Origin of the sequence: Stutzerimonas chloritidismutans, from assembly GCF_051486945.1 — a bacterium.
Lineage (GTDB): Bacteria > Pseudomonadota > Gammaproteobacteria > Pseudomonadales > Pseudomonadaceae > Stutzerimonas > Stutzerimonas chloritidismutans_B.
The window spans coordinates 65,054-89,800 of sequence record NZ_JAHVDX010000002.1; the positions used below are offsets into that span (position 1 = coordinate 65,054).

Here is a 24,747-nt window from a genome sequence, read left to right on the forward strand (position 1 = left end):
GAGAGATCAAGCCTTGACGCGGGACTTGTATTCGCCGGTGCGGGTATCGATTTCGATCGAGTCCCCGATTTCGCAGAAGGCGGAAACCTGCAGTTCGGCACCGTTCTTCAGGCGGGCAGTCTTCATCACCTTGCCGGACGTGTCGCCACGGACGGACGGTTCGGTGTAGACGATTTCACGGACGATGGTGGTCGGCAGCTCGACGGAGATCACCTTGTCGTTGTAAAAGACGGCTTCGCAGACGTCGGTCATGCCGTCTTCGATGAAGGTCATCACGCCTTCGAGATCGTCCTTTTCAATTTCGTACTGGTTGAACTCGCTGTCCATGAAAACATACAGCGGATCGGCAAAGTAGGAATAGGTCACTTCCTTGCGCTCAAGAATGACCGGCTCGAGTTTGTCATCGGCCTTGTACACGGTCTCGGTCGCCGAACCGTTGAGCAGGTTCTTCAACTTCATCTTGACCACGGCACTGTTACGACCGGACTTGTTGAACTCGGCTTTCTGGATGACCCAGGGTGCGCCGTTGATGATGGCCACCTGGCCGGCACGGAACTCTTGTGCGGTTTTCATACGAATATCCGAATGGAATTGGGGACAAAAAACAGGCGCGTATCATAGGGGCTGATCGCGTATCGTCGCAAGCCGCGATGGCCGCATGCCGTCGCCAGTGGTGAGCAGCCTCGGTTGCCGGCGAAACGAATCCCGCCAAGCTCGCTAGACCGGAGCCGCGGACAACCAGTTGGCATGAAACAACATTAATTTCCCAGCCAGATCACCATTGGCGACTTGCTGATGCGTCCAGCGCTCGGCATGTACGCGCAGCGCTGCCTCGTGCTCGAGCAACGCCCGCCAGGCGTCGCCGCTGCCCGCTCCGTCGTTCCATGCCTGCCAGAACGCGCGCAACGCTGTGGCGGGCTCCGACGCGAGGTCCCGCAGATAGAGGTCGAGAAACGCGTTGAGCTTGTCCCAATGTGCGTCTTCTTCCTGCGGATAGATATGCCAGACCAGCGGGCGGCCAGCCCATTGCGCGCGAATGAAGGATTCCTCGCCACGTACCGCATTGAAGTCGCAACTCCAAAGCAGCAAGTCGTACTGGTTTTGCGTCAGGAATGGCAGCACAGCAAGCTGCAGGGCGCCCCGCTCAAACCGATCGCCTGCCTGAATTCGTTCGAGACGCAGCCAACCCGCGATCTCGCCCAGCACCCGCCCCTCCGGCACCAGCAACAGGGTCGACCGCGAGTCGGCTGCTAGTGCGTCAAGCCATCCAGCGACCGCCTCGTTCTCATACGCAAACAGCGACACCAGCCGCGCCCCTGGCACCGGGTCTACATCCACACTCTGCAGGAAGGCGTCTCGCAGGAACCGATCGTGCTGAAAGGCCTCGCGCCGCGCCATTAGGTCGCCCTCGCGAATCAGCCCGCCGGTTCCCTGCTCGAACCCTGGAAAGAAGAAGTACTTCTGCAGGGCATCGGCCTGCATCGACGGCAACGCATGGCAGCCGACGACCCAATCTTCGGCACTGAGGTATTCCAGGTTGAGCCAGAGAATCCGGTGGCCGCTCTGGCTCATTGCATGGATGTACGGCTCAGGTAACTGGCAGGCGAACGCTTCGATGACGATCTCTGCCGGCTCGGCACCCGGCCAGGTGCTGGGCCAATGGCGGACGTCGACACCCTCATGCCACTGTTGCTCGGCCGATGCGCTCGTGCCCGGGCACAATTGGGCAAAGGTATGCAGGTCATCCACCCACAGGCGAACCTGCTGGCCGTACTCGGCGACCAACTGGCGAGCCAGGCGCCACGTCACGCCAATGTCGCCGTAGTTATCCACCACGACACAGAAAATGTCCCAACGGGTGCTGCTCGACAAAGGGGTTCTCCCGGCTATTGGAGATGGACGGTGGGCACACCGGCGTAGCATAGAAACGACGGGCACCGTCTCCACACCATCGCGCATGCAAACGGCATCAGCTGCCCTAGCGGAAGGCTCGGCATGCGGAACAAGAAATTAGGAGGGACTATATAAAAGCAGGATAACGCATTTCGTCATGGAGGCAGCCCTACCAGCCACACCCCGGCACACAATGTCACCGCTGCGGCTGCTTCCTTCCGGACCTGACCGGGTTCACGGCTGATCGTTGCGAGGGGACCGATAGGACCACCATGACGACACCCGCCTGGCGGCGAGCGGCGCCATTGTACCCGCTTATTCCCAAGTTACAACCCGCCCTTATATAGCGTGCTGCGCGCAACGCCTCGATTTCACGCGCGCCGCCGCCACCCTTGATGTATGCGCTGTAGAGCGGACCCGCGGACGACGCTGTGCCGCCCGTCAGCCAAACCCGCAAAGGCGCAGCCGTTCATGAATTGGCACAACGAACCCCTAGGCAAACGCCCAGGTCTGTTTAAGGATAAGGAGCGAATCAGCAAACACCGTCGCCGGATCGACGGTTGCCCTATCGAACGAAACGGCGCGGTGGTAGTGCGCGGAGGCGCACGGCGCTATCGAAGAGGTAAGCATGAACGAAGCTCCCATCGCCATTATTGGCGCCGGTATCGCCGGGCTATCGGCGGCGCAGGCGCTGCAGGCTGCCGGCCAGCGCGTGCAACTGTTCGACAAGAGCCGAGGACCGGGCGGGCGCATGTCCAGCAAGCGCAGCGAGGTTGGAAGCCTCGATATGGGTGCGCAATATTTCACCGCGCGGGACCGTCGCTTCAGCGAAGCCGTCCAGCACTGGCAGGTGCAGGGGTGGGTCGACGCCTGGTCGCCCAACCTCTACCAGGCCCGCAACGGGCAGCTTTCCCCCTCAACCGATGAACAGGTTCGCTGGGTAGGCACATCCCGTATGAGTGCCATCGCCCGCGGGCTGATCGGCGAAATACCCGCAGTCTATGGGTGCCGCATTACAGAAGTGTTTCGGGGCGAGGCGTTTTGGACGCTAATCGATGCGGACGGCGGCAACCATGGCCCGTTCAGCCAGGTGGTCATTGCGCTGCCCGCCCCGCAAGCCAGCGCCCTGTTAGCTTCGGCACCCAAGCTGGCCGCGGTTGCTGCAAGCGTTTCGATGGAGCCTACCTGGTCTGTCGCCGTGGCTTTTAATTCTCCTCTCGACACACGAGTCGAAGCCTGCTTCGTACAGGACGACGCGCTCGATTGGCTGGCCCGCCATCGCAGCAAGCCAGGGCGCGACGACACGCTGGACACCTGGATCCTGCACGGCACCAGCGCCTGGAGCCGTCAACATTTAGATCAGCCCAAGGAGGCGATCATCGAACAGCTACTCGGCGCGTTCGCCGAGCTCATCGATTGTGTTGTGCCGGAAACGGCCTTTACCCTTGCCCATCGCTGGCTATATGCGCGCCCAGCGCAGAGCCATGAGTGGGGCGCATTGGCCGACGCAGGTCTGGGGCTATATGCCTGTGGAGACTGGTGCCTGTCGGGGCGCGTCGAAGGTGCCTGGCTTAGCGGGCAGGAGGCCGCGAGACGCCTGCTCGGCCAGCAGGAACTTTAAAAGCCGCGGGCAAATGGCTGCAGAACACTTTTGCCCGCCACGCTTCAGCGGAGGGGCCTTTCAGCCCAAGGCCGTGTCGAGAAACATCATCACAGCGAAGCCACCCATCAAACCCACCGTTGCAGCGGTCTGATGGCCGTTGCGGTGCGTTTCCGGGATCACTTCGTGGGAGACCACGAAAATCATTGCGCCAGCGGCGAGCCCAAGGCTAACCGGATAGGCAATCGCCAGCCCGCTCGACATCCCCAGCCCGACCACCGCACCGAGCGGCTCCATCAACCCAGATGCCGCCGCGACCAATACAGCCCTGCCGGCAGATAAACCGGTCGTACGCAATGCCAACGCTACCGCCAGGCCTTCTGGAATGTCCTGAATGGCAATGGCTGTCGTTAGCGGCAACCCAACATGCATGTCGCCATCGGCGAAGCTCACGCCGATCGCCATACCCTCAGGGATGTTATGAAGGATGATCGCAAAGACGAACAGCCACACCCGGCTCATGCGCTCGTGCTCGGGGCCGAACGCCCCGGCGCTTTCGTGTTCATGGGGGGTGAAGTAATCCAATCCGAGCATGAGCAGCACACCCAGCCCAAGCCCGACGACAACCGTAGCGGCGGCCGCCGGGCCGCTTCCAAGCTGATCGCGCGCTGCGGCCAAGCCGGGGAGAATCAAGGAAAAGGAACTGGCGGCGAGCATCATGCCGGCGGCAAAGCCCAGCATGCTGTCCTGCGTCTTGGTAGAGATATTGCGCAAAGCCATGGCCAGCAGCGCACCGAGAGCAGTGGCGGCAAACCCTGCCGTGCCGCCCAGGAGCGCATAGCGCAGATGGCTCTGATCGCCGTTATGAATGGCGCTATAGGCACTCGCCAGGAGCAGCGCGAGGACCACCAGCATGGTCGCCCCCAGCCCCATGGTAATGAAGGGTTTCGCCCGGGCATGAGCGAACCATGCGGAACGCAGCGTCGCTGCGGCGCTTTGACCAACTGCCATTGACACCCCCGACCAATCGAAATCGGCTGACACGCAACATGCTATTGCTTGGCACCCTGAACGGGTTCAACGCGTCGCCAATGGGTTGGACCGTGCGTAGCGTGACGAGTTTTCACGGCAAGAGAGGGCGGACGCCCAAAGCCTAGGTCAAGGGCAAGCACGCCTACGCCGCGCGCCAGCCAGCGCGGCGACCGAGACCGAAACCTACGGGCACAAAAAAAGCGACCCTAAGGTCGCTTTTTCGTGGCTTCTACAGATGAACCTAAGAAGCGAATTTGGAGCGGGAAACGAGACTCGAACTCGCGACCCCGACCTTGGCAAGGTCGTGCTCTACCAACTGAGCTATTCCCGCAAATATGGCGTCCCCTAGGGGACTCGAACCCCTGTTACCGCCGTGAAAGGGCGGTGTCCTAGGCCACTAGACGAAGGGGACGCTGCCCGGAAACTCCAGCTTCATTCCGGCTTGCAGTGTCTGCTGTTGGGCTTACGCTGCAAGTGGCGCGCATTCTATGGAGCGATCCAAGGGTCGTCAAGCATCGTGTCGAAAAAAATTAGCGATCGACCTCCTCGCGCTAACGAGCTATCAGCTTGCCATCCAACCCTCTACACTCGGTACGAAAAATCGCCCCCACTGTAGAGAGGTGTACGCAGTGTCCTCTGCCCTGATAGCTGGATTGGTCATCGCCGGCCTGTTCGTTCTGATTGCAATTGGGTACATCAACCAGCTCGTAGAGAAGGGCAACCTTGAAAAAGCGCGCAGGCGAGCGGAATTGGCGGATCGGATTCGTCGCTGCGCTGCCCTTTCGGATGGCTTCCCTGGGCAAATGATGACGCCCGCGCTCAAACTCATGCTCAGCCGCCTCGAGCTGAATCTTGCGCAACAGCTGCAATCTCTGGACAAGAAGAACGCCTCGCTGGCTGCGCGCATCGAGACCTTGCGTAACGAGTCGGCCATGGGCGACGGCATCCCGGTCACCAACGCGCCCACGAAGATCATTACCGAAGCCCAGGCGAAAGAGGTCCGCCTGCTGCTCGACGACCTGCAGGCCCTGGTGATATGGGCAGCCAAGCAACAACTGCTCGCAGCCGCACAAGCCAAGCACTGGCTGGCGGAGATTCAGCGAATGCTGGTCTCCCTTCATGTTGAATACTTCACAAATGCCGGCAAGCTGGCGTTGCAACAGGGTAATCCGCACAAGGCTCGTCTGGCGTTCGAACGCGGCCTGCAATACGTTCGCAAGCAGGCGAACCAGGCCGATTACCAGGTGCAGCGCAAGCAGCTTGAAGCGAACTATGCCTATGCCAACCAACTCGAACAGACGCAACATAAACCCGACCTCGAAGCGCCCAGCGAGCTGAGCGAAGGGCTCAAGGCATTCGAAACGGACGACGACTGGAAAAAGAACAACATCTATTGATACCGGCCAGCCCGCGACCCGGTACTGGGAGAAACCTCATGTCCATGACACTTTATGGCGCCCCGCTATCTCCATTCGTTCGCAAGGTACGTCTGTGTTTGCAGGAAAAAGGGCTCGACTACCAGCTCGAGATGGTCATGCCCTTTTCGCCACCCGAGTGGTATCTGCAGCTCAACCCGCTAGGCCGCATCCCCGCGTTCAAGGATGGCGACCTGACCATTGCCGACTCCAGCGTGATCTGCCAGTACCTGGAAGATGCCTACCCGGACACCGCCCGGCTATATGGCAACGATGCAGCCCAGCGCGCCCAGGTCCGGTGGCTCGAGAAGTATGCGGACTATGAACTGGCACCGCTTACCACCTTCACGGTGTTTCGAAACCGCATCCTCAAGCCCAGCAACGGTCATCCCTGCAACGAAGACAGCGTTCAGGCCGCACTGACAGAAAAGTTGCCACCCCACTTCGACTATCTGGAGAAACAGCTGGGTGAGCGCGCCTATTTCCTCGGCGATCAGCTATCGATTGCCGACCTGGCGGTGGCGTCGCAACTCTTGAACATGGAGCATGGAGGCGAGTCGCTCGATGCAGCACGCTGGCCATCGCTCGCTGCCCACTATGACCGAATCAGAAGCCTGGCATCCACCCAGAGTTTCTGGGCCTCGGAACAGCGTATGACCGCCAAGCTCGTGGACATGGGGAAGGCTCAGCCAGCCGGTAACTGAAGCGACAGCCGTGCCCCTGGACTCATAACAGCCGCTTGCCAACCCACTGGCGCGCGAATTGATAGGCGCAACGGCCGTTGCGATTGCCTCGGGCGGTCGCCCAGCGAATCGCCTCTTTTTCAACTTCCTCATCCCAACTCCAGCTCAGGCCGGACTGGTCACCCAGCGCGGCCACCCAATGCCGCACTACGTCCAGGTAATGCTCCTGACTGAAGGGATAGAACGACAGCCATAGACCAAAGCGGTCCGATAATGCGATTTTGTCTTCGACCGCCTCGTTCGGATGCAGCTCGCCATCCACCATTTGCCAGTTCTCGTTGTCACTCTGCCGCTCCGGAACCAGATGACGACGATTGGATGTCGCGTAAAGCAGCACGTTTTCCGGCGCGCGTTCGAGCGAACCGTCGAGTACGCTTTTCAGAACCCGGTAATCGCCCTCCCCCGCCTCAAAAGACAGGTCGTCGCAAAACACTACGAAATGCTGCGACAAGCCGATCAGTTGCTCGACTACCCGAGGCAGGTCGGCCAAATGGTCACGTTCGATTTCGATCAGGCGCAGGCCGGCCGGCGCATGTTCGGCAAGTAGCGCTCGGATCAGCGAGGATTTTCCTGTGCCGCGCGAACCCCACAACAGCACATGGTTGGCCGGCAGATCGGAGACGAACTGCCGGGTATTACTCGCCAGCAGCTCACGCTGGCGGTCGATGCCGATGAGGTCGTCCAAGCGAATATCCAGCGACACCGTCAGCGGCTGTAGATAGCCGCCCTGACCATCGCGGTGCCAACGCGCAGCCAGGCTGCGAGACCAATCGATGGCCGTACGTGGCGCCGGCAGCAGCGGTTCGAGGCGCGTCATCAGCATCTCGGCGCGCTGCAGAAAGGCTTTCAAATCGTTATCCATGGAAGGTTGGACCTGGTACTGAGAATGACCGAACGGCCGGGTCTAAAGATGGGCCTCGATTCGCGCGCGCAGCGCTTCAGGCTTGGTGCGCGTGGCGAAACGCTCGACCGAGCGCCCGTCCGCCGAAACGAGAAACTTAGTGAAATTCCACTTGATCGCCTTGCTGCCGAGCACACCCGGGGCACGCTTCTTCAGCTCGACGAACAAAGGATGCGCGTCGCCGCCGTTGACCTTCACCTTGGCGAACAGTGGAAAGCTGACGCCGTAGTTCCGCTCACAGAAGGCCGCAATTTCGGCTTCGCCGCCAGGCTCCTGACCGCCAAACTGGTCGCAGGGGAAGCCAAGCACGACCAGACCATGCTCGCGGTATTGTGTCCACAGTGCCTCGAGCCCCTTGTATTGAGGCGTGAATCCGCACTCGCTGGCAGTGTTCACCACAAGGTAAAGCGTGCCTGCGAACTCACCGAGGGACGTCGTTCGCCCTTCGATAGTGGTGCAGAGAATATCGAGCAATGGGTCATGCATGGACGAATCCTGCCTGGCGGGAACATTCAGGCATCGCGCGGTTTGAGGTCGAGCGAGGCGGAGTTGATGCAGTAACGAAGTCCGGTGGGCGCTGGACCGTCCGGAAAGACATGCCCAAGGTGCGCCTCGCAACGGGCGCAGCGAACCTCTATTCGATGCATGCCATGGCTGAAATCATCGAGGCTGGCAATGGCGGTATCGCTGACGGGCTGGAAATAGCTGGGCCAGCCGCAACCGGAATCGAACTTTGCGCCTGAGTCGAACAGCGGTGCGTCACAGCAGACGCAATGGTAGATGCCGGGTGTCTTGGTATCGTTGTACTTGCCGGTGTAAGGGCGCTCTGTCGCGCCCAGACGACAGACCTGAAACTGCTCGTCGGACAGCTCCTCACGCCAGGTTTCCAGCGGTTTCTCAAGCTTTTCCATCGGTACACCTCGGGCTCGTAAAAAGGCAACGCTGTACCTTTTCCGGTGATCGGGCCGCACGTATGATGCGGGGCTCTCAAGACGCCTAGTCTGGCAGTGGGATTGCAAGCTGCCAAGGCGCCCGGGTTCACGCCGCACGCCGCCTGCCGTCCAGCCATGCAGGCGCGTCATCACTTCGGGACACACAGGATCATGCAGGTCAGCAAATCGAACAAGCTCGCCAATGTCTGCTACGACATCCGCGGGCCCGTGCTCAAGCACGCCAAACGCCTGGAAGAGGAAGGCCATCGCATCCTCAAGCTGAATATTGGCAACCCGGCGCCGTTCGGTTTCGAAGCCCCTGAGGAAATCCTTCAGGACGTGATTCGCAACCTGCCGACCGCGCAGGGTTACAGCGACTCGAAGGGCCTGTTCAGCGCGCGCAAGGCCATCATGCAGTACTACCAGCAGAAGCAGGTGGACGGCGTGACGATCGAAGATATCTACCTCGGCAATGGCGTTTCCGAGTTGATCGTGATGTCGATGCAGGCACTACTCAACAACGGCGATGAGGTGCTTATCCCAGCCCCGGATTACCCGCTGTGGACTGCCGCGGTGAGCCTGGCCGGTGGCAAGCCGGTGCACTATCTCTGCGACGAACAGGCCAACTGGTGGCCCGACTTGGCCGATATCAAGGCCAAGATCACGCCGAATACCAAGGCGCTGGTACTGATCAACCCGAACAACCCGACCGGCGCCGTGTATCCGCGCGAAGTGCTCGAAGGCATGGTGGAGCTGGCGCGTCAGCACAAGCTGGTGCTGTTCTCCGATGAAATCTACGACAAGATCCTGTACGACGACGCCGTGCACGTCTGCACCGCCTCGCTGGCACCGGACGTCCTTTGCCTGACCTTCAACGGCCTGTCCAAATCCTACCGCGTCGCTGGCTTCCGCTCTGGCTGGGTGGTGATTACCGGGCCCAAGCACAAGGCCCAGAGTTACATCGAAGGCATCGACATCCTGGCCAACATGCGGTTGTGTGCCAACGTACCCTCGCAACACGCCATCCAGACCGCACTGGGGGGCTACCAGAGCATCAATGACCTGGTCCTTCCACCCGGCCGCCTGCTCGAGCAGCGCAACCGCACCTGGGAACTGCTCAACGATATTCCCGGCGTCAGTTGCGTGAAGCCCATGGGCGCGCTCTACGCCTTCCCGCGGATCGACCCGAAGATCTGCCCGATCCACAACGATGAAAAGTTCGTGCTCGACCTGCTGCTCTCGGAAAAGCTGCTGATCGTTCAAGGCACCGCGTTCAACTGGCCCTGGCCAGACCACTTTCGCGTGGTCACGCTGCCGCGCGTGGATGACCTCGAACAGGCGATCGGCCGCATCGGTAACTTCCTCAAGTCCTACAGCCAGTAACCAATGGACTTGCAAATCGACGATTTCTACCGGGACGCCGCGGCCGGCCTGCTGGCGCTGTATCAGGCGTTCCCGCGCAAGATCACGCTGTATGTGGAGGACCTCATCGGTTTCGAGGAGCCCGATGAGTTCGGCCTGCCGAGCAAGCGGCACCAGGGCTGCCTGAGCACGCTGATCTGGCTAGCCGAGGAAGGCTACCTGCGTTACGAGAACACCCTTCAATTCCAGGCCATCGAACAGGCTGTGCTGACAGAAAAGTCCTTTGTCCAGCTAACGGCTTTCAGCATGGAATCCGTTTCCGTCACCGATCCGGTGCCCCTGAGCGTTCGACGCGTCCAAGGCAGCCTTGCCAATTCCCTCCGTGTTGCACTTCGCGATGGCGACAGCGAGCGCCTCGCCCTACTGGCCCGCCAGCTCTTTACGAGCAACTTTGAAGCAAAGGCCTGAGCCTGACGCTTGCACAAGCGACATAGCTTGAAATAGTCGCTTGGTTGAATCGCGCCAACCCGCCCCTTATATAGCCTACGTTCTTAATTGTTCTCCTCCGGAGTCTGCCGCAAACATGATGCGCATTTTCTTGTTCCTGGCCACTAACCTGGCCGTCCTGGTCGTCGCCAGTATCACCCTCAAGCTGCTTGGGGTCGATCGCTACACCGGCCAGAACTACGGCAGCCTGCTCGCGTTCTGCGCCGTATTTGGCTTTGCCGGCTCGCTGGTCTCGCTGTTCATCTCCAAATGGATGGCGAAGATGAGCACTCGGACCGAGATCATCACCCAGCCCCGCACACGGCACGAGCAGTGGCTGCTGCAGACGGTCGAGCAGCTGTCGCGCGAAGCCGGCATCCGCATGCCGGAAGTCGGCATCTTTCCGGCCTACGAGGCCAACGCCTTCGCCACCGGCTGGAACAAGAACGACGCCCTGGTCGCCGTCAGCCAAGGCCTGCTCGAGCGATTCTCGCCGGAAGAAGTGAAGGCCGTGCTGGCTCATGAGATCGGCCACGTGGCCAACGGTGACATGGTCACGCTCAGCCTGATTCAGGGCGTGGTGAACACCTTCGTGATGTTCTTCGCACGTATCTTCGGCAGCTTCGTCGACCGCGCCATCTTCAAGAATGAAGATGGTCACGGCATGGGCTATTTCATCGCGACCATTTTCGCGGAGTTGGTACTCGGCATTCTGGCCAGCATCATCGTCATGTGGTTCTCTCGCCAGCGCGAGTTCAGGGCTGACGAAGCCGGCGCCCAGCTGGCCGGCACCGGTGCGATGATTGGAGCACTGCGGCGCCTGCAGGCTGAACAGGGCGTGCCGGTCGACATGCCGGACAGCCTCAAAGCGTTCAGCATCAACGGCGCGCTGCGCAACGGCCTGGCGGGCCTGCTAATGACCCATCCGTCGCTGGACGATCGTATCGAAGCCCTGCGCCAGCGAGGCTGATACGGCCGGCTTGCAAGTTACAACGACCCCGCCTCTCGGCGGGGTTTTCGTTTCAACGTGGCGCTGCCAGGCCCCCGCGGCTAGTCCGTCCGCCGAACGAGCCGGTAGCAGCGCTCTTCTAACCGCGTTAGGCCACGCTGGAGAAACTTCCAGTTGCCGTTCAGTACGTCCACTTCTTCGAACAACTCGATCGCCCAGGCAGGCGAAAGCGTTTGCCTGACCTCCACGTCGCTCACGGCGAAGGGTGGCCCGTCCATCTCCGGCTGCTCATAGTCCAGCGTTACCAGCAACCCCTCACAGCCCGCCTCGAAGAGCTGAGCGAGATGCGCCACATAACGCTGGCGCATCTGTGGCGGAAGCGCGATCAGAGCAGCGCGGTCATACAACGCGACACAGCCGGCAACCTGGGCCGGCGTAAGGGAAAAGAAATCGCCGCAGAGAATTTCAACGCGCCCGGCCTGATACCGCAGGAACTCACCCAAAGGGACGATTTCCGGTTGCAGCCCTTGCTCGACAAAGAAATCAGCCGCGGCCTTTTCGCTCAGCTCTACGCCGAGAACATCGAAACCCTGCGCGGCGAGCCAGGCCATGTCCAAGCTTTTGCCACATAGCGGCACCAGCACCCGCGCACCCGGCGGGAGCTGCAGGCAAGGCCAGTGATGCTGCAGGTAGGGGTTGACTTCACCCAGGTGGAAACCAATTTCGTTGCGCGACCAGCGCCGATGCCAGAATCCTGCTTCCACGTTCTGCTCCTTCGTCGAGATGGACGAAGCCTAGCAGAGCGAACGAACGCTTAGCGGGTCACGATGCGAGCGTTTCGGGATCCATCCCCGCATCGCGCATCTGGGCAAGCTTGTAACGCAAGGTCCGGGCGCTGATGCCCAGCCGATCGGCCGTTTCCTTGCGCTTGCCACGCTCGGCGCGCAGCGTGTCCAGGATGAGTTCGAACTCGCGGCGCCGTAGGTCTTCACCAAGGACACCAGCAGTATCTGCAGGCCGAGCGTCAACTGCTCCGCCCGTTACGACCACAACAGGCCGAGCGGGCGTCATCGCGGCCGCCATGCCTTCCAGGCACAAGTCCTGCGGATGGATGACGCCACCCTGCTGAAGAATCAGGGCACGCTGAACGGCGTTGTCGAGTTCGCGGACATTGCCAGGCCAACCATGCACCTGCAGGCTGTGACGGGCCTCGACACTGAAACGAGGCACTGCCTGACGCATCTTGGCCGCATGGGTCGACAGTAGCCGCTCAGCCAAAGGCAGAATATCGGCCGGCCTGTCTCGCAGCGCGGCCCACGCCAGCGGGAAGACAGAAAGCCGGTAGAACAGGTCTTCACGGAAGCGCCCTTCCCGCACCTCCGCGCCGAGGTCGCGATTGGTAGTAGCGATGATGCGAATATCCAACGAGATCGGCTTGCGACCACCCACGCGCTCTACCTCTCGCTCCTGCAGTACGCGCAGCAACTTAGCCTGCAGCCCGAGCGGCATCTCCGATATTTCATCGAGCAGCAGCGTGCCGCCTTCGGCCAATTCGAACTTGCCTGGCTGGCTGGCGATTGCACCGGTGAACGCGCCCTTCTCGTGCCCGAAAAGCGTCGCCTCGAGCATGTTGTCCGGAATCGCGGCGCAGTTGATCGCGATGAATGGCTTGGCAGCACGCGGCGACTGTTGGTGGATATAGCGTGCCAGAACCTCCTTGCCTGTCCCGGACTCGCCAGAAATGAGTACCGTGGAGTCGCTTTGCGCGACCCGCGCAGCCAGCGCGAGCAATTGCTGGCTGGTGGCCTCGACCGCGATCGGACCCTGACCCGGTTCGTCCAGCCGACCGCAGGCGTGGCGCGCCACGAGTTGCAACAGAACCTGCGGCTCGAACGGCTTGACGAGGTAGTCGATCGCCCCGTGCCGAATGGCATCGACGGCGCGCTCGACCGCTGCGAACGCCGTCATCAGCAACACCGGCATGTGCGGATAACGCTGCCGAACCAGTCCCAGAAGCGCGTGTCCGTCCATGCCCGGCATGTTCACGTCACTGATCAGCAGGGCGAAGCTTTCGTCCTGCAGCGCTACCAGCGCCGATTCAGCACTATCCACAGCGCGATGGCGATAGCCACCAAGTTCCAGGGTGTCACTGAGCGCCTGGCGGAGCGATGGGTCATCTTCGACGAGCAGAATCCGAGCGTTCATCATTGGTTCCCCATGGCAGCGGCGGGCTGGTCGAGCAAGGGCAGGCTCAGCGTGGCGCAGGTGCCACGCCCTAGCCGTGAGCGCAGCCGAAACGCACCGGAGTGGGCTCGCGCAACCGACTTGACCAGCGCGAGCCCGAGGCCGGTGCCGTTAGTCTTGGTGGTGAAAAACGGCTCGCCAAGGCGCTGAAGCGTCGCCGGCTCAATGCCGTGACCATTGTCGCTCACGGTAATCAGCAGCCGATCGTCCCGCTGGTAAAAGTGGACTTTCAGGCGCAGCGGATCGGCGCCGGACTGGCGCGCGTTCTCAATGAGGTTCAACAGCGCGCCGACCAGCGTGTCGCGATTGCAAAGCAAAGCGCCAGCTCGTGCATCGCACTGCCAGCGTACGCTCACATTTTCGATTCGCGCTTCAGCGGCACCGCGAAGGGCACACATTAGTTCAGCCGGCGCCAAGCGATCACACAGCGGCAGATCGCCTCGGGCGAACACCAGCATGTCGCGCACCTGATGCTCAAGTTCGTTGAGACGATCCTTCAAGCGGCCAGCGAAACGCAGCTGCTGCTCGCCTGACAGCCCGCCCTGCTCGAGGTGGCTGGCATAGAGCAGCGCGGTCGAAAGCGGGGTACGGATCTGATGGGCAAGGGATGCCATCATGCGGCCGAGCGAAGACAGGCGCTCATGGCGCGCCAGCTGCTCTTGCAGGCGGCGCGTCTCGGTGAGATCGGTCAGTAGAACCAGTTGCCCCGGCTCGCCATTGAGCGAGCGTGTCGCGATGGAAACGCGGCGACCGTCACGCAGCGAAATCTCATGTCCATCATCACGACGTGGAGCGAAACTCCGGGCAATCACATCGCGCCAGAGCGCGCCTTCCAGCGGCTCGCCCAGCAGGTCGATCGCCACGGGATTGGCTTCCCGAATCACGCCCTGACCATCGATGACGATGACACCGCCGGGCAGCAGGTCAAGCAAACTTTGCAGACGATTGGCCAGGCGCTCCTTCTCGCCGAGTTCGCATAGCCGCTGGGCACTGGCCTCGGCAAGCTGGTCGTTAAGTGTATTCACGCGCGCTTGCAAGAGGCTCTGCGACTCACCCAGCTGACCGGCCATACGCGCGAACTGGTCGACGGACCGTTCCAAACCAGCGGTATCGATGCTGTCCGGGCGGGCAGAAGCCCGAGGCGATGAAAGAGCTGTGGTCACGGGTGCACTCGCTGCCGTCAAAAGATGGTCACGAAGTGCTTCGGAGCAAGGATCGTGCCTGCAGGGTACAGGCACGAGGAGCGAGCGTCAGTCGTTAGGGGCGGCGATCATTCGTCCAGATCGTCGTCGCGCCGGTTCATACCATACTTGCGCATCTTCTCTACAAGCGTGGTACGGCGAATTCGCAGTCGCTCCGCGGCCCGGGCGACCACCCCACCCGCGTCATCCAGCGCCTGCTGGATGAGCCCTTGTTCGAGATTGCCTAGGTAATCCTTCAGGTCCAGACCCTCAGCCGGCAACATCGCATGCGCATCGGCAGCGATCATGGGCGCGCTGATCGCCGCCCGCTCCTCCATCTCGTCGTGGATGCCGCTGGCATACTGCTCGTCGTCGTCATCGACGTGGCGGAACTTCTTGGGCAATTCCATTACGCCAATAACGCCATAGGGATGCATGATCGCCATGCGTTCGACCAGGTTCGCCAGCTCGCGTACGTTGCCCGGCCAGTCATGGCGGCACAGCGACATGATGGCAGCGGAGTTGAAGCGAATCGAACCGCGCTTTTCATGTTCCATGCGCGAGATCAGCTCGTTCATCAACAGCGGGATATCTTCGATGCGCTCGCGCAGTGGGGCCATCTCGATAGGGAAAACGTTCAGGCGGTAGTAAAGGTCCTCGCGGAAACCACCGTCCACGATCATCTTCTCGAGATCTTTATGAGTCGCGGCGATGATGCGTACGTCAGCGTTCTGCGTGCGGTTGCTGCCGACGCGCTCGAAGGTGCGCTCCTGCAGGACGCGCAATAGCTTGACCTGCATCGGCAGGGGCATGTCGCCAATTTCGTCGAGGAACAAGGTGCCGCCTTCGGCCAGCTCGAAGCGACCGGCACGTGCGGTGATGGCGCCGGTGAACGCGCCTTTCTCGTGCCCGAACAGTTCGCTTTCGAGCAGCTCGGCGGGAATGGCGCCGCAGTTCACCGGAACGAAAGGCCCGTTGCGTCGTTTGGAGTGGTAGTGCAGATTGCGCGCGACCACCTCCTTGCCCGTCCCGGATTCACCGAGAATCAGCACGCTAGCTTCGGTGTCGGCGACCTGCTGCATCATCTGCCGAACATGCTGGACGGCACGACTGGTGCCTACCAGGCTGCGGAACAGATTGGGCTCACGCTGGCGCCCGCGCGACTTGGCCTGGTCGTACATCTCCCGATAGACCTGCGCGCGGTGCAATGAGTCGAGCAGCTTGTTGTAGCTCGGCGGCATTTCGAGGCTGGCCAGCACGCGACGGCGAACATCGTCCGGCCAGTCGCTGCGAGGCGGCTCACCGATCAGCAGCACCGGCAGGTTCTCGTCCCACTTACCGAGCTGCTTGAGAAACTCGGCCGCGTTGCCGTTCGAGACGTCGCCCAGCATGACGCCCAACACATTTCGGCTGGACTCAAGTGAGTCAACGACACGCTGCCAATCGTTGCTCGAACAAGCCAGATGGTCTTCGCTCAGGAAATTAAGGATGACGGCCAAATCACGTCGGCGCTCACTGTCATCGTCTATCAACAAAATTTTGGTTTCACGCCACATCTTGTTTATAGGCTCTGGAAGCTGAATGAAACGCCGAGAACGAATCGAACTTGAGAAGCGAACTTCACCGGCAGATAGCCACTAGTAAAAGTCAAAAACTAGAGCTCAGTCAAATTTATGACGTGATTTTTTTCAGGCCACTTAGGCGCAGCAAGTCAGCAGGTCGAGATAAGAATCGGCTTGGGGACGATTCACATACCGCCATAAGCTCAAAGCAGTTCGGCTGATTTGCAAAGAACGAGAGAGATATCGAAGAATAGGTATGGCAATACCTAAAGCATGCCGATATCGCGGGCATGTCAAAGAGATGACAACAACGGAAATACGACGATCTGCTAATGGCTACCGCAACGATAAATAGCCTTTTCGAGATTGCGTTGGGCCATTTAAACCGACGAGCGGTTTAAACGAGCGGAGCGGCAAGGGTGTGACTACTCGAATAACTTATAAACTTTGGCACCGTTCTGCGATTGATTGAGCTGGATCAACTCGCCGGCGATTCGCTTTTGCTCCGCTTGGCAACTGGCAACCAGTTCCCGATACAGATCGACCAGTTCCTGCATTCGCTCCCGAATGGCAGGATCCTCCAGACGAGGCTCGTTCATCGCGGCTTCGACGACCTGCCGGCATTGCAAATCCAGCACGCTGATGGCGGCCCAGTCCTGCTGAACCAACGCGTCGCGTAATGCGCTGCCGGTTTCTTCAAGACGCTTGACTGATGCACTCATATGCCGCCGCTCCAAACCATTTCGCCTAATGCAATGCCCGGGGCCTGTGCGCCCCGCCAGACAAGATATCGGCCACGGTGCGCCGTGCTTTAGGGCAATCTTTTGCTTCGCATCCACTCAATGAAGTCCCCGCAATCCCGGCGGTACGCTTGGCTGGGCGACCGGATCCCAGGGCCCTTCCAGACGACCCGACGAATACCAATCGCCATCCCAACGGTAGTACAGGCGCTCCCGGTAGTAGAGATCGCGACCCTCCACGACATAGACGCCGAGCCGGTTATCCCAGTGCGCAGCGGCATGGGGAGGCGGTGCGTAGCGCGGATGGCTCTTCTGAACCGCCGGCGGACGCGGTGCAGGAGGCGTCCGCACAGGGGGCGGTGTGCGGACTGGCTCCCGGGCATCCGGCACTGGCGCCGGCGGAACCGGGCGCGGTTCTGACGTCTCGTAGGGATTACCCGCACAGGCTGCCAACAGCGATGCAAGGAAGATAACCGATGACGCCCTCAGGACGCGCATCAGGGACTGGTTGTCGAACGAATCATTGGCCGTCATCTATCGCCTCGCTGCCCTACAAGATCGTCAGGGCGTGTCTGGTTGGTCGATCGTCAGCTCTACCGCATCACCTTGACTCGCCGGGCTTAGCGGCTGGCTGTCGCCCTTCCACTCGCCGCGGGTCGCGTTGCCGTCCCTGGATATCCGCGCGAACAGCCTGACCTGATCGAAGTTGGACAAGCGAAGCTGCGGGGTCATCGCATCGGCATCGCCGAGCGTGACGGTGGCTGGTAGATCGGCAACTGTCAGGCGCTTGACCGCGAGCGGCATTGGCGGACCAGACACCGCACGCGCGAAGACGAACACAGCATCTTCAGGCCGAACGCCCTGAGCCAGAGAGTCATCCAGGCTCACCTTGACGGTAAGACCCGCTTCCTTCGGCGCCGTTTCAGCAGCACCGGCTTGCGCTGTTTGGGCCTCACCAGTTGCGCCAAGCTGTTCGCGGGCCCGCTCAATGCCACCCTGGATCGCCTCGCGTGATGGATCTTCAGCCGGCAAGGTCGCAACCAGGCGCTCCCAATATTGAATCGCGTCGGCGAACCGTTCCTGCTCAAAAGCTGCAATGCCCAGCAAGCCGAGGCTGGTCACCTCGTGCGGGTCCGCCTGCAAGGCCTCGGAGGTCAAGGCTTCGATCTGCTCCGACCATTGACGATCACCTGCGAAATACAGCGCCTGTGCCCATTGACCCAGGATATCGGGCTGGCGGCCGGCGAGTTCGGCGACGCGTTGATACGCCGGAACGGCATCGGCTGCACGCTCCTGGCTCATGTACGTCCTCGCAAGGAAATACCAGGCTTCAGTCGAATCCGGCTGCGCTTTAACGGCCCGCTCCAGGCGGGCAGTCATCTCGGCCATGCTCCGGGGTTGCTCAGCGAACTCACGAGCCAGTTGGAGCTTATCGCTGGCGCCCCAATGCAGGTAGAAGCCGTAGCCGATCAGCGGAACCAGAAACGCAGCCACGAGAGGCACCGCACGCCCGAGCCGGCTGCTGCGACGAGCCTCGCCCGGAGCGGTGTCCTCGAGCAGTTCGCGCGCCGCATCGTCGCGTGCCGCCTCGTACTGCTCAGCATCGAGCGTGCCGGCGTCGCGCTGGCCCGCGAGTTCGGCGAGACGCTCTTCGTAAAGCGCCACATTGAGCGCGGTGCGGTCCTCTTCGGCTTGCGCCCTGCGGCCTTTCAACAAGGGCAGCAATAGGAAAGCCAGGGCAGCCAGCAGCAGAATGCCGGCCGCAATCCAGAAATCGATCATGGGTCTTTTTTATCCAGCAACAGGGCGAGGCGTTCGCGTTCGGCCTCGGAAAGAGTGTGCGATGCGCCGGAGCCACTCGCCCGCCGGCGGCGAACCAGGATCAGCCCGAGTACGACGAACCCGATCACCAGCAGCACAACGGGTCCATACCATAGCACCAGCGTCTTGGCGTTGACCGGCGGCTTGTAGCGAACGAAGTCGCCATAGCGATCTACGAGATACTCGACGATCTGCTCGTTGCTCTGCCCTTCTTCGAGCATGCGGTAGATCTCCCGCCGCAGGTCCATGGCGATCGGCGCGTTGGAGTCAGCGATATTCTGGTTCTGGCACTTCGGGCAGCGGAGCTCCTCGACCAGCGTGCGATAGCGCTCGCGCTCGGCTTCCGACTTGAACTCATAAGCATCGATTGCCGCGTGGGCGCTGCCAATCATCGCGACGGCCAACAGCAGGGCGTGAAAGAACATTTTCATTCGTCAACCAGCTCCTGATACAACGCCGCCAGTTGCTCACGCCAGACGCGCTCATCGATCACACCGACATACTTGTGTCGGATGATCCCATGCTTGTCGACAAGGAACGTCTCAGGCGCCCCGTATACGCCGAGATCCAGCCCAAGGCTGCCTTGCTCGTCACGGATGTTGAGTTGGTAAGGGTCGTGAAAGTCGCGCAGCCATTTTTGCGCCGCGGCGTTGTCGTCCTTGTAGTTCACGCCGTGGATGACAACGCCCTGCTGCGCGAGCTTGTTAAGCACGGGATGCTCGACCTTGCAGGCGACGCACCAGGTCGCCCAGACATTGACCAGCGCAGGCCGACCCTTGATGTCCTCGGCGCTGACCAGCCGCTGCGGGTCCTCGACCGAAGGCAGCGAGAACGCTGGGAGCGGCTTGCCGATCAGCGCGGACGGCAGCTCCGTCGGATCGAGGAACAGACCACGGTACAGAAACACCGCGACCACCAGAAAAATCGCCAGTGGCAACAACATCAGTAGTCGTTTCATTTCAGGCTCCTTGCTGGGCGAGGCCGAGCGCTTCGCGCACGCGCATCTTGACCTTGACGCGATAGCGGCGATCGCAGGCTGAAAGCACGCCACCCAGGCACATCACCAGCCCACCCAACCAGATCCAGCGCACGAACGCCTTGATGTGCACGCGCACCGCCCAGGCGCCCTCCCCCAGCGGTTCGCCGAGGGCGACATAGAGGTCACGGGTAAAGCCTGGATCGATCCCCGCCTCGGTCATGGGCATTTGCTGCACGGTATACAGGCGCTTTTCCGGATGCAGGGTGGCGACCTGATCGCCGTCCTGGAAGACGCGCATGGTCGCGCGGTCAGAGGTGAAGTTCGGGCCTTCGAAATGGCTCGCCCCCTCGAAAACGAAGGTGTAGCCGCCCAGTTCGAGCGAATCCCCCGGCGCCATACGCAGGTCGCGCTCATCGCTTTGCAGGCTGGTCAGCACAACGCCCATCGCGCAGATGACCAGACCGAGATGCCCGACCTGCATACCCCAATAGCTGCGGGTCAAACTGCGGATACCCTTGAGCAAGCCCTTATGGCGTGTCTTGTCGAGAATGTCGCGTATGCCGGCGAGCACCACCCAGGCACCCAGCAGGCAAACCGCGAGCACAGCCCAATGGAAGTCACCGAAGACCATCGAACCCAGGCCGCCGATCACTGCGCTGGTGACCAGCACGGGTGCCAGCATTCCCGCCAGCCAGCGCACCGGTGTGTCCTTCCAGCGCACCAGCACGCCCACACCGAGCGCCACCATCAGTAAGCCAATCAGCGGCAGGAACATCGCATTGAAGTATGGCGGGCCGACCGAGAGCTTGGCGCCAGACAGCGCGTCGAGCAGCAGCGGATACAGGGTGCCGAGCAGGATCATCGAGGTAGCGACCACCAGCAACAGGTTGTTGACCAGCAACAGCGTTTCGCGTGACCACAGACCGAAACCGATCTGACTCTTGACGACTGGCGCACGCAGGGCGAACAGCGTCAGCGAGCCGCCAACGACCATCAGCAGAAATATCAGGATAAAGACGCCTCGCGCCGGGTCGGTGGCAAACGCATGGACCGACGTCAACACACCGGAGCGAACCAGGAAGGTGCCCAGCAGGCTCAACGAGAACGCCGCGATGGCCAGCAGTACCGTCCAGCTCTTGAACACACCACGTTTCTCCGTCACTGCGAGCGAGTGGATCAACGCCGTGCCGACGAGCCAAGGCATGAAGGATGCATTCTCGACCGGGTCCCAAAACCACCAGCCGCCCCAGCCGAGCTCGTAGTAGGCCCACCAGGAGCCCAGCGCGATGCCCACGCCGAGAAAGGCCCAAGCGACGAGTGTCCAGGGGCGGGACCAGCGCGCCCAGGCTGCATCGAGCCGCCCGCCGAGCAGCGCAGCGATGGCGAAGGCGAAGGCGACCGAGAAGCCGACGTAGCCCATATAGAGCATGGGTGGATGAACGACCAAGCCGAAATCCTGGAGCAGCGGATTGAGATCGCGCCCGTCCATCGGCGCCTGAGGCAGCAGACGATCGAAGGGGTTAGACGTGATGATCAGGAACAGCAGGAAACCGATACTGATCAAGCCCATGACACCGAGCACACGGGCAAGCATGTCTTCGGGAAGCTGGCGCGAGAAGATCGAAACGGCGAACGTCCAGCCAGCGAGAATGAAGGCCCATAACAGGAGCGACCCCTCGTGCGCCCCCCAGACGGCGCTGAATTTGTAGTACCAGGGCAGCGCGCTGTTGGAATTTTGCGCGACGTACGCGACGGAGAAATCGTCGACCATGAAGGCGTAGGTCAGGCAGATGAAAGAAAACGCGAGGAAACAGAACTGGCCCCATGCCGCCGGCTGCGCCAACCCCATCCACTGGCGATCGCCCCGCCAGGCGCCAATTAGCGGAAGCGTGCCCTGGACCACTGCCAGGCACAGCGCGAGGATCATTGCCAAATGGCCGAGCTCGGGAATCATTTCGCGTACTCCTCCTTGCCACCTTCGTAATGCTTCATCATTCCGCTCTTTTCGAGCGCCTGGCTGACTTCCGGCGGCATGTAGTTTTCGTCGTGCTTGGCCAGCACCTCATCGGCAACCAGCACACCTTCGCCGTTCACCCGGCCCAGGGCGACGATGCCCTGCCCTTCACGGAACAGATCCGGGAGGATGCCCTGATAGCGGACGGTGACCGTGGCGTTGTTGTCGGTTACGCGAAAAGCCACCGTTAGCGAATCATTGCTGCGCGATACCGAGCCGGCTTCGACTAACCCACCGGCGCGTATCCGCGTGCCTTCCGGCGCCTCGCCGGCGGCGATCTGCGTCGGCGTGTAGAACAGGTTGATGTTTTCTTGCAGGGCCGTCAGGGCCAGCGCCACGGCAATACCGACGCCAGCCAGGATGGCCAACACGATGAACAGACGCTTCTTGCGCACAGGATTCACTTCATATCCTCCCGGCGCATACGACGCGCCTCGTCTTGCAGGTAACGCCGGCGCGCCAGCAACGGCAATGCCACGTTGAGAATCAGGACGGCCAGGCTGATGCCGTAGGACGACCAGACGTACAGCCCATGGTTACCCATGGCGATGAACTCGGAAAAGGATGAGAAATTCATGATGTTTTGCTCACCAGAGCCTTCACCTCAGCCTTGACCCAACTGCTGCGCGATTCGCGACGCAGCACTTCCAGACGCATGCGCATCAGCAGCACCAAGGTAAAAAAGCAGTAAAAGCCCAGCACCATGACCAACAGCGGCAGCCACATCTCGACGGGCATTGCGGGCTTTTCGGTCACGGTGAAGGTCGCAGGCTGGTGAAGCGTGTTCCACCACTCCACCGAGTATTTGATGATCGGGATGTTCACCACCCCGACGATCGCCAGCACCGCGCAGGCCTTGGCCGCGCTGTCACGATTGCTGATCGCCTGGCCCAGCGCAATGATGCCGAAGTACAGGAACAGGAGGATGAGCATGGAGGTAAGCCGGGCGTCCCAGACCCACCAGGCACCCCACGTCGGCTTGCCCCAGACCGCCCCGGTGAGCAACGCAACGAAGGTCATCCAAGCGCCGATGGGGGCGGCCTGCTGCAGGGCCACGTCAGCAAGCTTCATCTTCCACACGAGGCCGACGATGCCGGCAACCGCCAGCATTACGTAGATCGATTGCGCCAGGAAGGCGGCGGGCACATGGATATAAATGATGCGAAAGCTGTTGCCCTGCTGGTAATCCTGCGGCGCGAAGGCCAGCCCCCAGACCACGCCCACGGTGATCAGCAGCGCAGCGGCCCAGCCGAGCCAAGGCATCCAGCGGCTGCTGATCTCGTAGAACCATTTGGGCGAACCCAGTTTGTGGAACCATGTCCAGTTCATAGAACCTGCCTCGAACCCACCAAGCGTGCCAATTGTGCCCCGGGACCCCGGGGAAGCTGGTTGTTGCGGATCAGTAAAACCGTCACTTGAGCGCCCCGTCTGTCAACGTCCGCGCAGACGTCGCAGCCTTAAAGGCAACCCTTCCATCATTCGCCAACGCTGATCTTCAAGCCGGCGGCTACTGCAAAAGGTGTCAGGGTCACGGTCAGCGCCGTCAGGCTGGCCAACCACAACAGATGCCCTGCCGCCGGCAACCCCTGCAGAGCAGCCTGCAGTGCCCCGCTACCCAAGATCAGGACCGGAATGTAGAGCGGCAGGATCAGCAAGGCGAGCAACAGGCCGCCACGCTTGAGCCCGACCGTCAGGGCGGCGCCCACTGCTCCCAGAAGGCTCAGCACTGGCGTACCCAGCAAAAGCGATACAAGCAGTACCGGCAACGCATCGAACGGCATCCCCAGCATCAGGGCCAGTAACGGCGCGAGCAAAACCAGCGCCAAACCGGAAAACGCCCAGTGTGCCAGCACTTTGGCGAGCACCAACAGCGCCAAGGGGTGCGGCGAAACGACCCACTGTTCAAGCGAGCCGTCTTCGAAATCACTGCGAAAAAGGCCGTCCAACGAGAGCAGCACGGCCAAGAGTGCCGCGACCCAGATGAGCCCGGGCGATAGCGTTTGCAGCAGCTGACTCTCGGGACCGACCGCCAGCGGGAACAGCGCGATCACGATCGAGAAGAACACCAGCGGGTTCGCCAGCTCCGCCGGACGACGAAACAACAGCCGGGTTTCGCGAGCCAGCAACAGGGTAAAAACATTGCTCATGCGGCGCGCTGCCCCAGATCCAGTTCGCGATAGCCGGCGGGCGTCTCGCTCAGCGTATGGTGGGTCGTCAGCACGACCATGCCGCCGCACGCGCAGTGTGCCGCCAGGTGCCGCTCCAGCTGAGCCACGCCGTGCTTGTCGAGGGCCGTGAAGGGCTCGTCGAGAATCCACAAGGGGGGCGGCGACAGATAAAGGCGCGCCAGGCCAACGCGGCGCTGCTGACCAGCAGAAAGGGTATGACAGGGAACGTCTTCGAAGCCGCGCAGGCCAACCGCTTCAAGGGCTTGCCAGATCGCTTCACGCGTCGCAGGCTGGTGCAGCGCGCACAGCCAGGTGAGATTTTCTTCGGCAGTGAGCAGGCCCTTGATGCCCGCCGCATGGCCGATCCACACGAGATTGCGGGCCAGTTCGCCACGCTGGCTGTCGAGGCTTCGCCCGTTGAGGCGCACCTCCCCGGCGGTTGGCTGCATCAGCCCGCTGAGTAGGCGCAGCAAACTGGTCTTCCCGCTGCCGTTCGGTCCGGCGATCTGCAACATGTCGCCTGGAGCAACCTGCAGATCCAGCCGTTCGAACAACAGCCGCCAGTCCCGCTCGCATGACAGCGCTACAGCTTCGAGAAAGGGACTGGACACGCTACACACCTCAAGATGAAGGGGGCATGGCCGCTACACTCATGGGCAGCCCCGGGCGGCCGGAATTATACATGCCGGACTCCGGCGCCAAAGCTCACCAAGCTGAAAGGTTGT

The 24,747-nt window shown here is 61.4% G+C and carries 27 protein-coding genes, 2 tRNA genes and 1 other RNA gene; 6 read left to right on the forward strand and 24 right to left on the reverse strand.

The features are described from left to right. Window positions 1-6: 6 nt before the first annotated feature. The 3 genes from efp to ffs form a co-directional block, all read right to left on the reverse strand. Complete coding sequence (gene efp / locus KXR72_RS07235; protein ID WP_120995165.1) at window positions 7-573, reverse strand: elongation factor P; 567 nt, start codon at window positions 571-573, stop codon at window positions 7-9. 144 nt (window positions 574-717) lie between these two features. Next, window positions 718-1,872, reverse strand: coding sequence for an elongation factor P maturation arginine rhamnosyltransferase EarP (gene earP / locus KXR72_RS07240; RefSeq protein ID WP_437420448.1), 1,155 nt, complete (start codon window positions 1,870-1,872; stop codon window positions 718-720). Window positions 1,873-2,060: 188 nt separating this feature from the next. Further along, window positions 2,061-2,157: signal recognition particle sRNA small type (gene ffs / locus KXR72_RS07245), an RNA gene on the reverse strand. A 364-nt stretch (window positions 2,158-2,521) separates the two neighbouring features. Here ffs and KXR72_RS07250 point away from each other — a divergent pair. Further along, the gene (locus tag KXR72_RS07250) at window positions 2,522-3,514 is read left to right on the forward strand and encodes an NAD(P)/FAD-dependent oxidoreductase (RefSeq protein ID WP_437420449.1); all 993 of its coding nucleotides are present in this window, start codon (window positions 2,522-2,524) and stop codon (window positions 3,512-3,514) included. A 60-nt stretch (window positions 3,515-3,574) separates the two neighbouring features. Here the strand turns inward: KXR72_RS07250 and KXR72_RS07255 are convergent, their stop codons facing one another. The 3 genes from KXR72_RS07255 to KXR72_RS07265 form a co-directional block, all read right to left on the reverse strand. Further along, window positions 3,575-4,510, reverse strand: a complete 936-nt coding sequence (locus KXR72_RS07255; protein WP_437420450.1) for a ZIP family metal transporter — start codon at window positions 4,508-4,510, stop codon at window positions 3,575-3,577. 270 nt (window positions 4,511-4,780) lie between these two features. Further along, window positions 4,781-4,856: transfer RNA gene (locus KXR72_RS07260), tRNA-Gly, on the reverse strand. Between the two features lie 5 nt (window positions 4,857-4,861). Further along, window positions 4,862-4,937 (reverse strand) — tRNA-Glu (locus tag KXR72_RS07265). 217 nt (window positions 4,938-5,154) lie between these two features. Here KXR72_RS07265 and KXR72_RS07270 point away from each other — a divergent pair. Further along, a complete protein-coding gene (locus KXR72_RS07270; protein ID WP_437420451.1) occupies window positions 5,155-5,922 on the forward strand; it encodes a hypothetical protein in 768 nt (255 codons plus the stop codon). Window positions 5,923-5,960: 38 nt separating this feature from the next. After that, a complete protein-coding gene (locus tag KXR72_RS07275) occupies window positions 5,961-6,644 on the forward strand; it encodes a glutathione S-transferase family protein (protein ID WP_437420452.1) in 684 nt (227 codons plus the stop codon). 22 nt (window positions 6,645-6,666) lie between these two features. On the opposite strand, the gene KXR72_RS07280 is transcribed toward KXR72_RS07275, so the two are convergent. The 3 genes from KXR72_RS07280 to msrB are packed head-to-tail and all read right to left on the reverse strand — an operon-like array spanning window position 6,667 to window position 8,495. Then, window positions 6,667-7,545, reverse strand: coding sequence for an ATP-binding protein (locus tag KXR72_RS07280; RefSeq protein WP_437420453.1), 879 nt, complete (start codon window positions 7,543-7,545; stop codon window positions 6,667-6,669). Between the two features lie 42 nt (window positions 7,546-7,587). Beyond that, window positions 7,588-8,070 carry a glutathione peroxidase gene (locus KXR72_RS07285; protein WP_437420454.1) on the reverse strand — a complete coding sequence of 161 codons (483 nt, stop codon included), beginning with the start codon at window positions 8,068-8,070 and terminating at the stop codon, window positions 7,588-7,590. A gap of 26 nt (window positions 8,071-8,096) precedes the next feature. Beyond that, complete coding sequence (msrB, locus tag KXR72_RS07290) at window positions 8,097-8,495, reverse strand: peptide-methionine (R)-S-oxide reductase MsrB (RefSeq protein WP_437420455.1); 399 nt, start codon at window positions 8,493-8,495, stop codon at window positions 8,097-8,099. 192 nt (window positions 8,496-8,687) lie between these two features. On the opposite strand from msrB, the gene KXR72_RS07295 reads away from it, so the two are divergent. The 3 genes from KXR72_RS07295 to htpX all read left to right on the forward strand — a co-directional run bounded on the left by KXR72_RS07295 (window position 8,688) and on the right by htpX (window position 11,334). Then, window positions 8,688-9,899, forward strand: coding sequence for a pyridoxal phosphate-dependent aminotransferase (locus KXR72_RS07295; RefSeq protein ID WP_437420456.1), 1,212 nt, complete (start codon window positions 8,688-8,690; stop codon window positions 9,897-9,899). Between the two features lie 3 nt (window positions 9,900-9,902). Beyond that, the gene (locus tag KXR72_RS07300) at window positions 9,903-10,346 is read left to right on the forward strand and encodes a hypothetical protein (RefSeq protein WP_437420457.1); all 444 of its coding nucleotides are present in this window, start codon (window positions 9,903-9,905) and stop codon (window positions 10,344-10,346) included. A gap of 115 nt (window positions 10,347-10,461) precedes the next feature. Beyond that, entirely contained in the window at window positions 10,462-11,334 is an 873-nt protein-coding gene (htpX, locus tag KXR72_RS07305; RefSeq protein WP_437420458.1) for a protease HtpX, read from the forward strand. An 80-nt stretch (window positions 11,335-11,414) separates the two neighbouring features. Here htpX and KXR72_RS07310 read toward each other — a convergent pair whose 3' ends face one another. The 15 genes from KXR72_RS07310 to ccmA all read right to left on the reverse strand — a co-directional run bounded on the left by KXR72_RS07310 (window position 11,415) and on the right by ccmA (window position 24,633). Further along, entirely contained in the window at window positions 11,415-12,077 is a 663-nt protein-coding gene (locus tag KXR72_RS07310; protein ID WP_437420459.1) for a thiopurine S-methyltransferase, read from the reverse strand. A 58-nt stretch (window positions 12,078-12,135) separates the two neighbouring features. Beyond that, on the reverse strand, window positions 12,136-13,518 hold the full coding sequence (locus tag KXR72_RS07315; protein WP_437420460.1) for a sigma-54-dependent transcriptional regulator: 1,383 nt from the start codon (window positions 13,516-13,518) through the stop codon (window positions 12,136-12,138). Beyond that, complete coding sequence (locus KXR72_RS07320) at window positions 13,518-14,627, reverse strand: sensor histidine kinase (protein ID WP_437421313.1); 1,110 nt, start codon at window positions 14,625-14,627, stop codon at window positions 13,518-13,520. Before KXR72_RS07320 ends, KXR72_RS07315 begins: the two co-directional genes overlap by 1 nt. A gap of 200 nt (window positions 14,628-14,827) precedes the next feature. Next, on the reverse strand, window positions 14,828-16,294 hold the full coding sequence (locus tag KXR72_RS07325; protein ID WP_437420461.1) for a sigma-54 dependent transcriptional regulator: 1,467 nt from the start codon (window positions 16,292-16,294) through the stop codon (window positions 14,828-14,830). A gap of 431 nt (window positions 16,295-16,725) precedes the next feature. Continuing rightward, window positions 16,726-17,022 carry a flagellar protein FliT gene (locus KXR72_RS07330; protein WP_437420462.1) on the reverse strand — a complete coding sequence of 99 codons (297 nt, stop codon included), beginning with the start codon at window positions 17,020-17,022 and terminating at the stop codon, window positions 16,726-16,728. Window positions 17,023-17,139: 117 nt separating this feature from the next. Next, entirely contained in the window at window positions 17,140-17,538 is a 399-nt protein-coding gene (locus tag KXR72_RS07335) for a hypothetical protein (protein WP_437420463.1), read from the reverse strand. Window positions 17,539-17,601: 63 nt separating this feature from the next. Continuing rightward, a complete protein-coding gene (ccmI, locus tag KXR72_RS07340; RefSeq protein ID WP_437420464.1) occupies window positions 17,602-18,822 on the reverse strand; it encodes a c-type cytochrome biogenesis protein CcmI in 1,221 nt (406 codons plus the stop codon). After that, entirely contained in the window at window positions 18,819-19,292 is a 474-nt protein-coding gene (locus KXR72_RS07345; RefSeq protein ID WP_437420465.1) for a cytochrome c-type biogenesis protein, read from the reverse strand. The genes ccmI and KXR72_RS07345 overlap by 4 nt, the downstream gene beginning before the upstream one ends. Further along, window positions 19,289-19,819 carry a DsbE family thiol:disulfide interchange protein gene (locus KXR72_RS07350; RefSeq protein ID WP_437420466.1) on the reverse strand — a complete coding sequence of 177 codons (531 nt, stop codon included), beginning with the start codon at window positions 19,817-19,819 and terminating at the stop codon, window positions 19,289-19,291. The genes KXR72_RS07345 and KXR72_RS07350 overlap by 4 nt, the downstream gene beginning before the upstream one ends. Window position 19,820: 1 nt before the next feature. Then, window positions 19,821-21,794 (reverse strand): heme lyase CcmF/NrfE family subunit, encoded by a 1,974-nt coding sequence (locus KXR72_RS07355; RefSeq protein WP_437420467.1) that lies wholly within the window; start codon window positions 21,792-21,794, stop codon window positions 19,821-19,823. Continuing rightward, window positions 21,791-22,258 carry a cytochrome c maturation protein CcmE gene (gene ccmE, locus KXR72_RS07360; protein WP_437420468.1) on the reverse strand — a complete coding sequence of 156 codons (468 nt, stop codon included), beginning with the start codon at window positions 22,256-22,258 and terminating at the stop codon, window positions 21,791-21,793. Before ccmE ends, KXR72_RS07355 begins: the two co-directional genes overlap by 4 nt. Further along, a complete protein-coding gene (gene ccmD, locus KXR72_RS07365; RefSeq protein WP_437420469.1) occupies window positions 22,255-22,431 on the reverse strand; it encodes a heme exporter protein CcmD in 177 nt (58 codons plus the stop codon). Before ccmD ends, ccmE begins: the two co-directional genes overlap by 4 nt. Continuing rightward, entirely contained in the window at window positions 22,428-23,183 is a 756-nt protein-coding gene (locus KXR72_RS07370; RefSeq protein ID WP_437420470.1) for a heme ABC transporter permease, read from the reverse strand. Before KXR72_RS07370 ends, ccmD begins: the two co-directional genes overlap by 4 nt. Window positions 23,184-23,329: 146 nt before the next feature. After that, the gene (ccmB, locus tag KXR72_RS07375) at window positions 23,330-24,001 is read right to left on the reverse strand and encodes a heme exporter protein CcmB (protein ID WP_437420471.1); all 672 of its coding nucleotides are present in this window, start codon (window positions 23,999-24,001) and stop codon (window positions 23,330-23,332) included. After that, window positions 23,998-24,633, reverse strand: coding sequence for a cytochrome c biogenesis heme-transporting ATPase CcmA (gene ccmA / locus KXR72_RS07380; RefSeq protein ID WP_437420472.1), 636 nt, complete (start codon window positions 24,631-24,633; stop codon window positions 23,998-24,000). Before ccmA ends, ccmB begins: the two co-directional genes overlap by 4 nt. Between the last annotated feature and the right edge of the window lie 114 nt (window positions 24,634-24,747).

Coding starts and splice junctions, on each gene's coding strand:
- efp (WP_120995165.1), bottom strand. CDS start 573: ATGAAAACCGCACAAGAGTTCCGTGCCGGCCAGGTGGCCATCATCAAC.
- KXR72_RS07250 (WP_437420449.1), top strand. CDS start 2,522: ATGAACGAAGCTCCCATCGCCATTATTGGCGCCGGTATCGCCGGGCTA.
- KXR72_RS07275 (WP_437420452.1), top strand. CDS start 5,961: ATGTCCATGACACTTTATGGCGCCCCGCTATCTCCATTCGTTCGCAAG.
- KXR72_RS07280 (WP_437420453.1), bottom strand. CDS start 7,545: ATGGATAACGATTTGAAAGCCTTTCTGCAGCGCGCCGAGATGCTGATG.
- KXR72_RS07285 (WP_437420454.1), bottom strand. CDS start 8,070: ATGCATGACCCATTGCTCGATATTCTCTGCACCACTATCGAAGGGCGA.
- msrB (WP_437420455.1), bottom strand. CDS start 8,495: ATGGAAAAGCTTGAGAAACCGCTGGAAACCTGGCGTGAGGAGCTGTCC.
- KXR72_RS07295 (WP_437420456.1), top strand. CDS start 8,688: ATGCAGGTCAGCAAATCGAACAAGCTCGCCAATGTCTGCTACGACATC.
- KXR72_RS07300 (WP_437420457.1), top strand. CDS start 9,903: ATGGACTTGCAAATCGACGATTTCTACCGGGACGCCGCGGCCGGCCTG.
- htpX (WP_437420458.1), top strand. CDS start 10,462: ATGATGCGCATTTTCTTGTTCCTGGCCACTAACCTGGCCGTCCTGGTC.
- KXR72_RS07315 (WP_437420460.1), bottom strand. CDS start 13,518: ATGAACGCTCGGATTCTGCTCGTCGAAGATGACCCATCGCTCCGCCAG.
- KXR72_RS07320 (WP_437421313.1), bottom strand. CDS start 14,627: ATGGCCGGTCAGCTGGGTGAGTCGCAGAGCCTCTTGCAAGCGCGCGTG.
- KXR72_RS07325 (WP_437420461.1), bottom strand. CDS start 16,294: ATGTGGCGTGAAACCAAAATTTTGTTGATAGACGATGACAGTGAGCGC.
- KXR72_RS07330 (WP_437420462.1), bottom strand. CDS start 17,022: ATGAGTGCATCAGTCAAGCGTCTTGAAGAAACCGGCAGCGCATTACGC.
- KXR72_RS07335 (WP_437420463.1), bottom strand. CDS start 17,538: ATGCGCGTCCTGAGGGCGTCATCGGTTATCTTCCTTGCATCGCTGTTG.
- ccmI (WP_437420464.1), bottom strand. CDS start 18,822: ATGATCGATTTCTGGATTGCGGCCGGCATTCTGCTGCTGGCTGCCCTG.
- KXR72_RS07345 (WP_437420465.1), bottom strand. CDS start 19,292: ATGAAAATGTTCTTTCACGCCCTGCTGTTGGCCGTCGCGATGATTGGC.
- KXR72_RS07350 (WP_437420466.1), bottom strand. CDS start 19,819: ATGAAACGACTACTGATGTTGTTGCCACTGGCGATTTTTCTGGTGGTC.
- KXR72_RS07355 (WP_437420467.1), bottom strand. CDS start 21,794: ATGATTCCCGAGCTCGGCCATTTGGCAATGATCCTCGCGCTGTGCCTG.
- ccmD (WP_437420469.1), bottom strand. CDS start 22,431: ATGAATTTCTCATCCTTTTCCGAGTTCATCGCCATGGGTAACCATGGG.
- KXR72_RS07370 (WP_437420470.1), bottom strand. CDS start 23,183: ATGAACTGGACATGGTTCCACAAACTGGGTTCGCCCAAATGGTTCTAC.
- ccmB (WP_437420471.1), bottom strand. CDS start 24,001: ATGAGCAATGTTTTTACCCTGTTGCTGGCTCGCGAAACCCGGCTGTTG.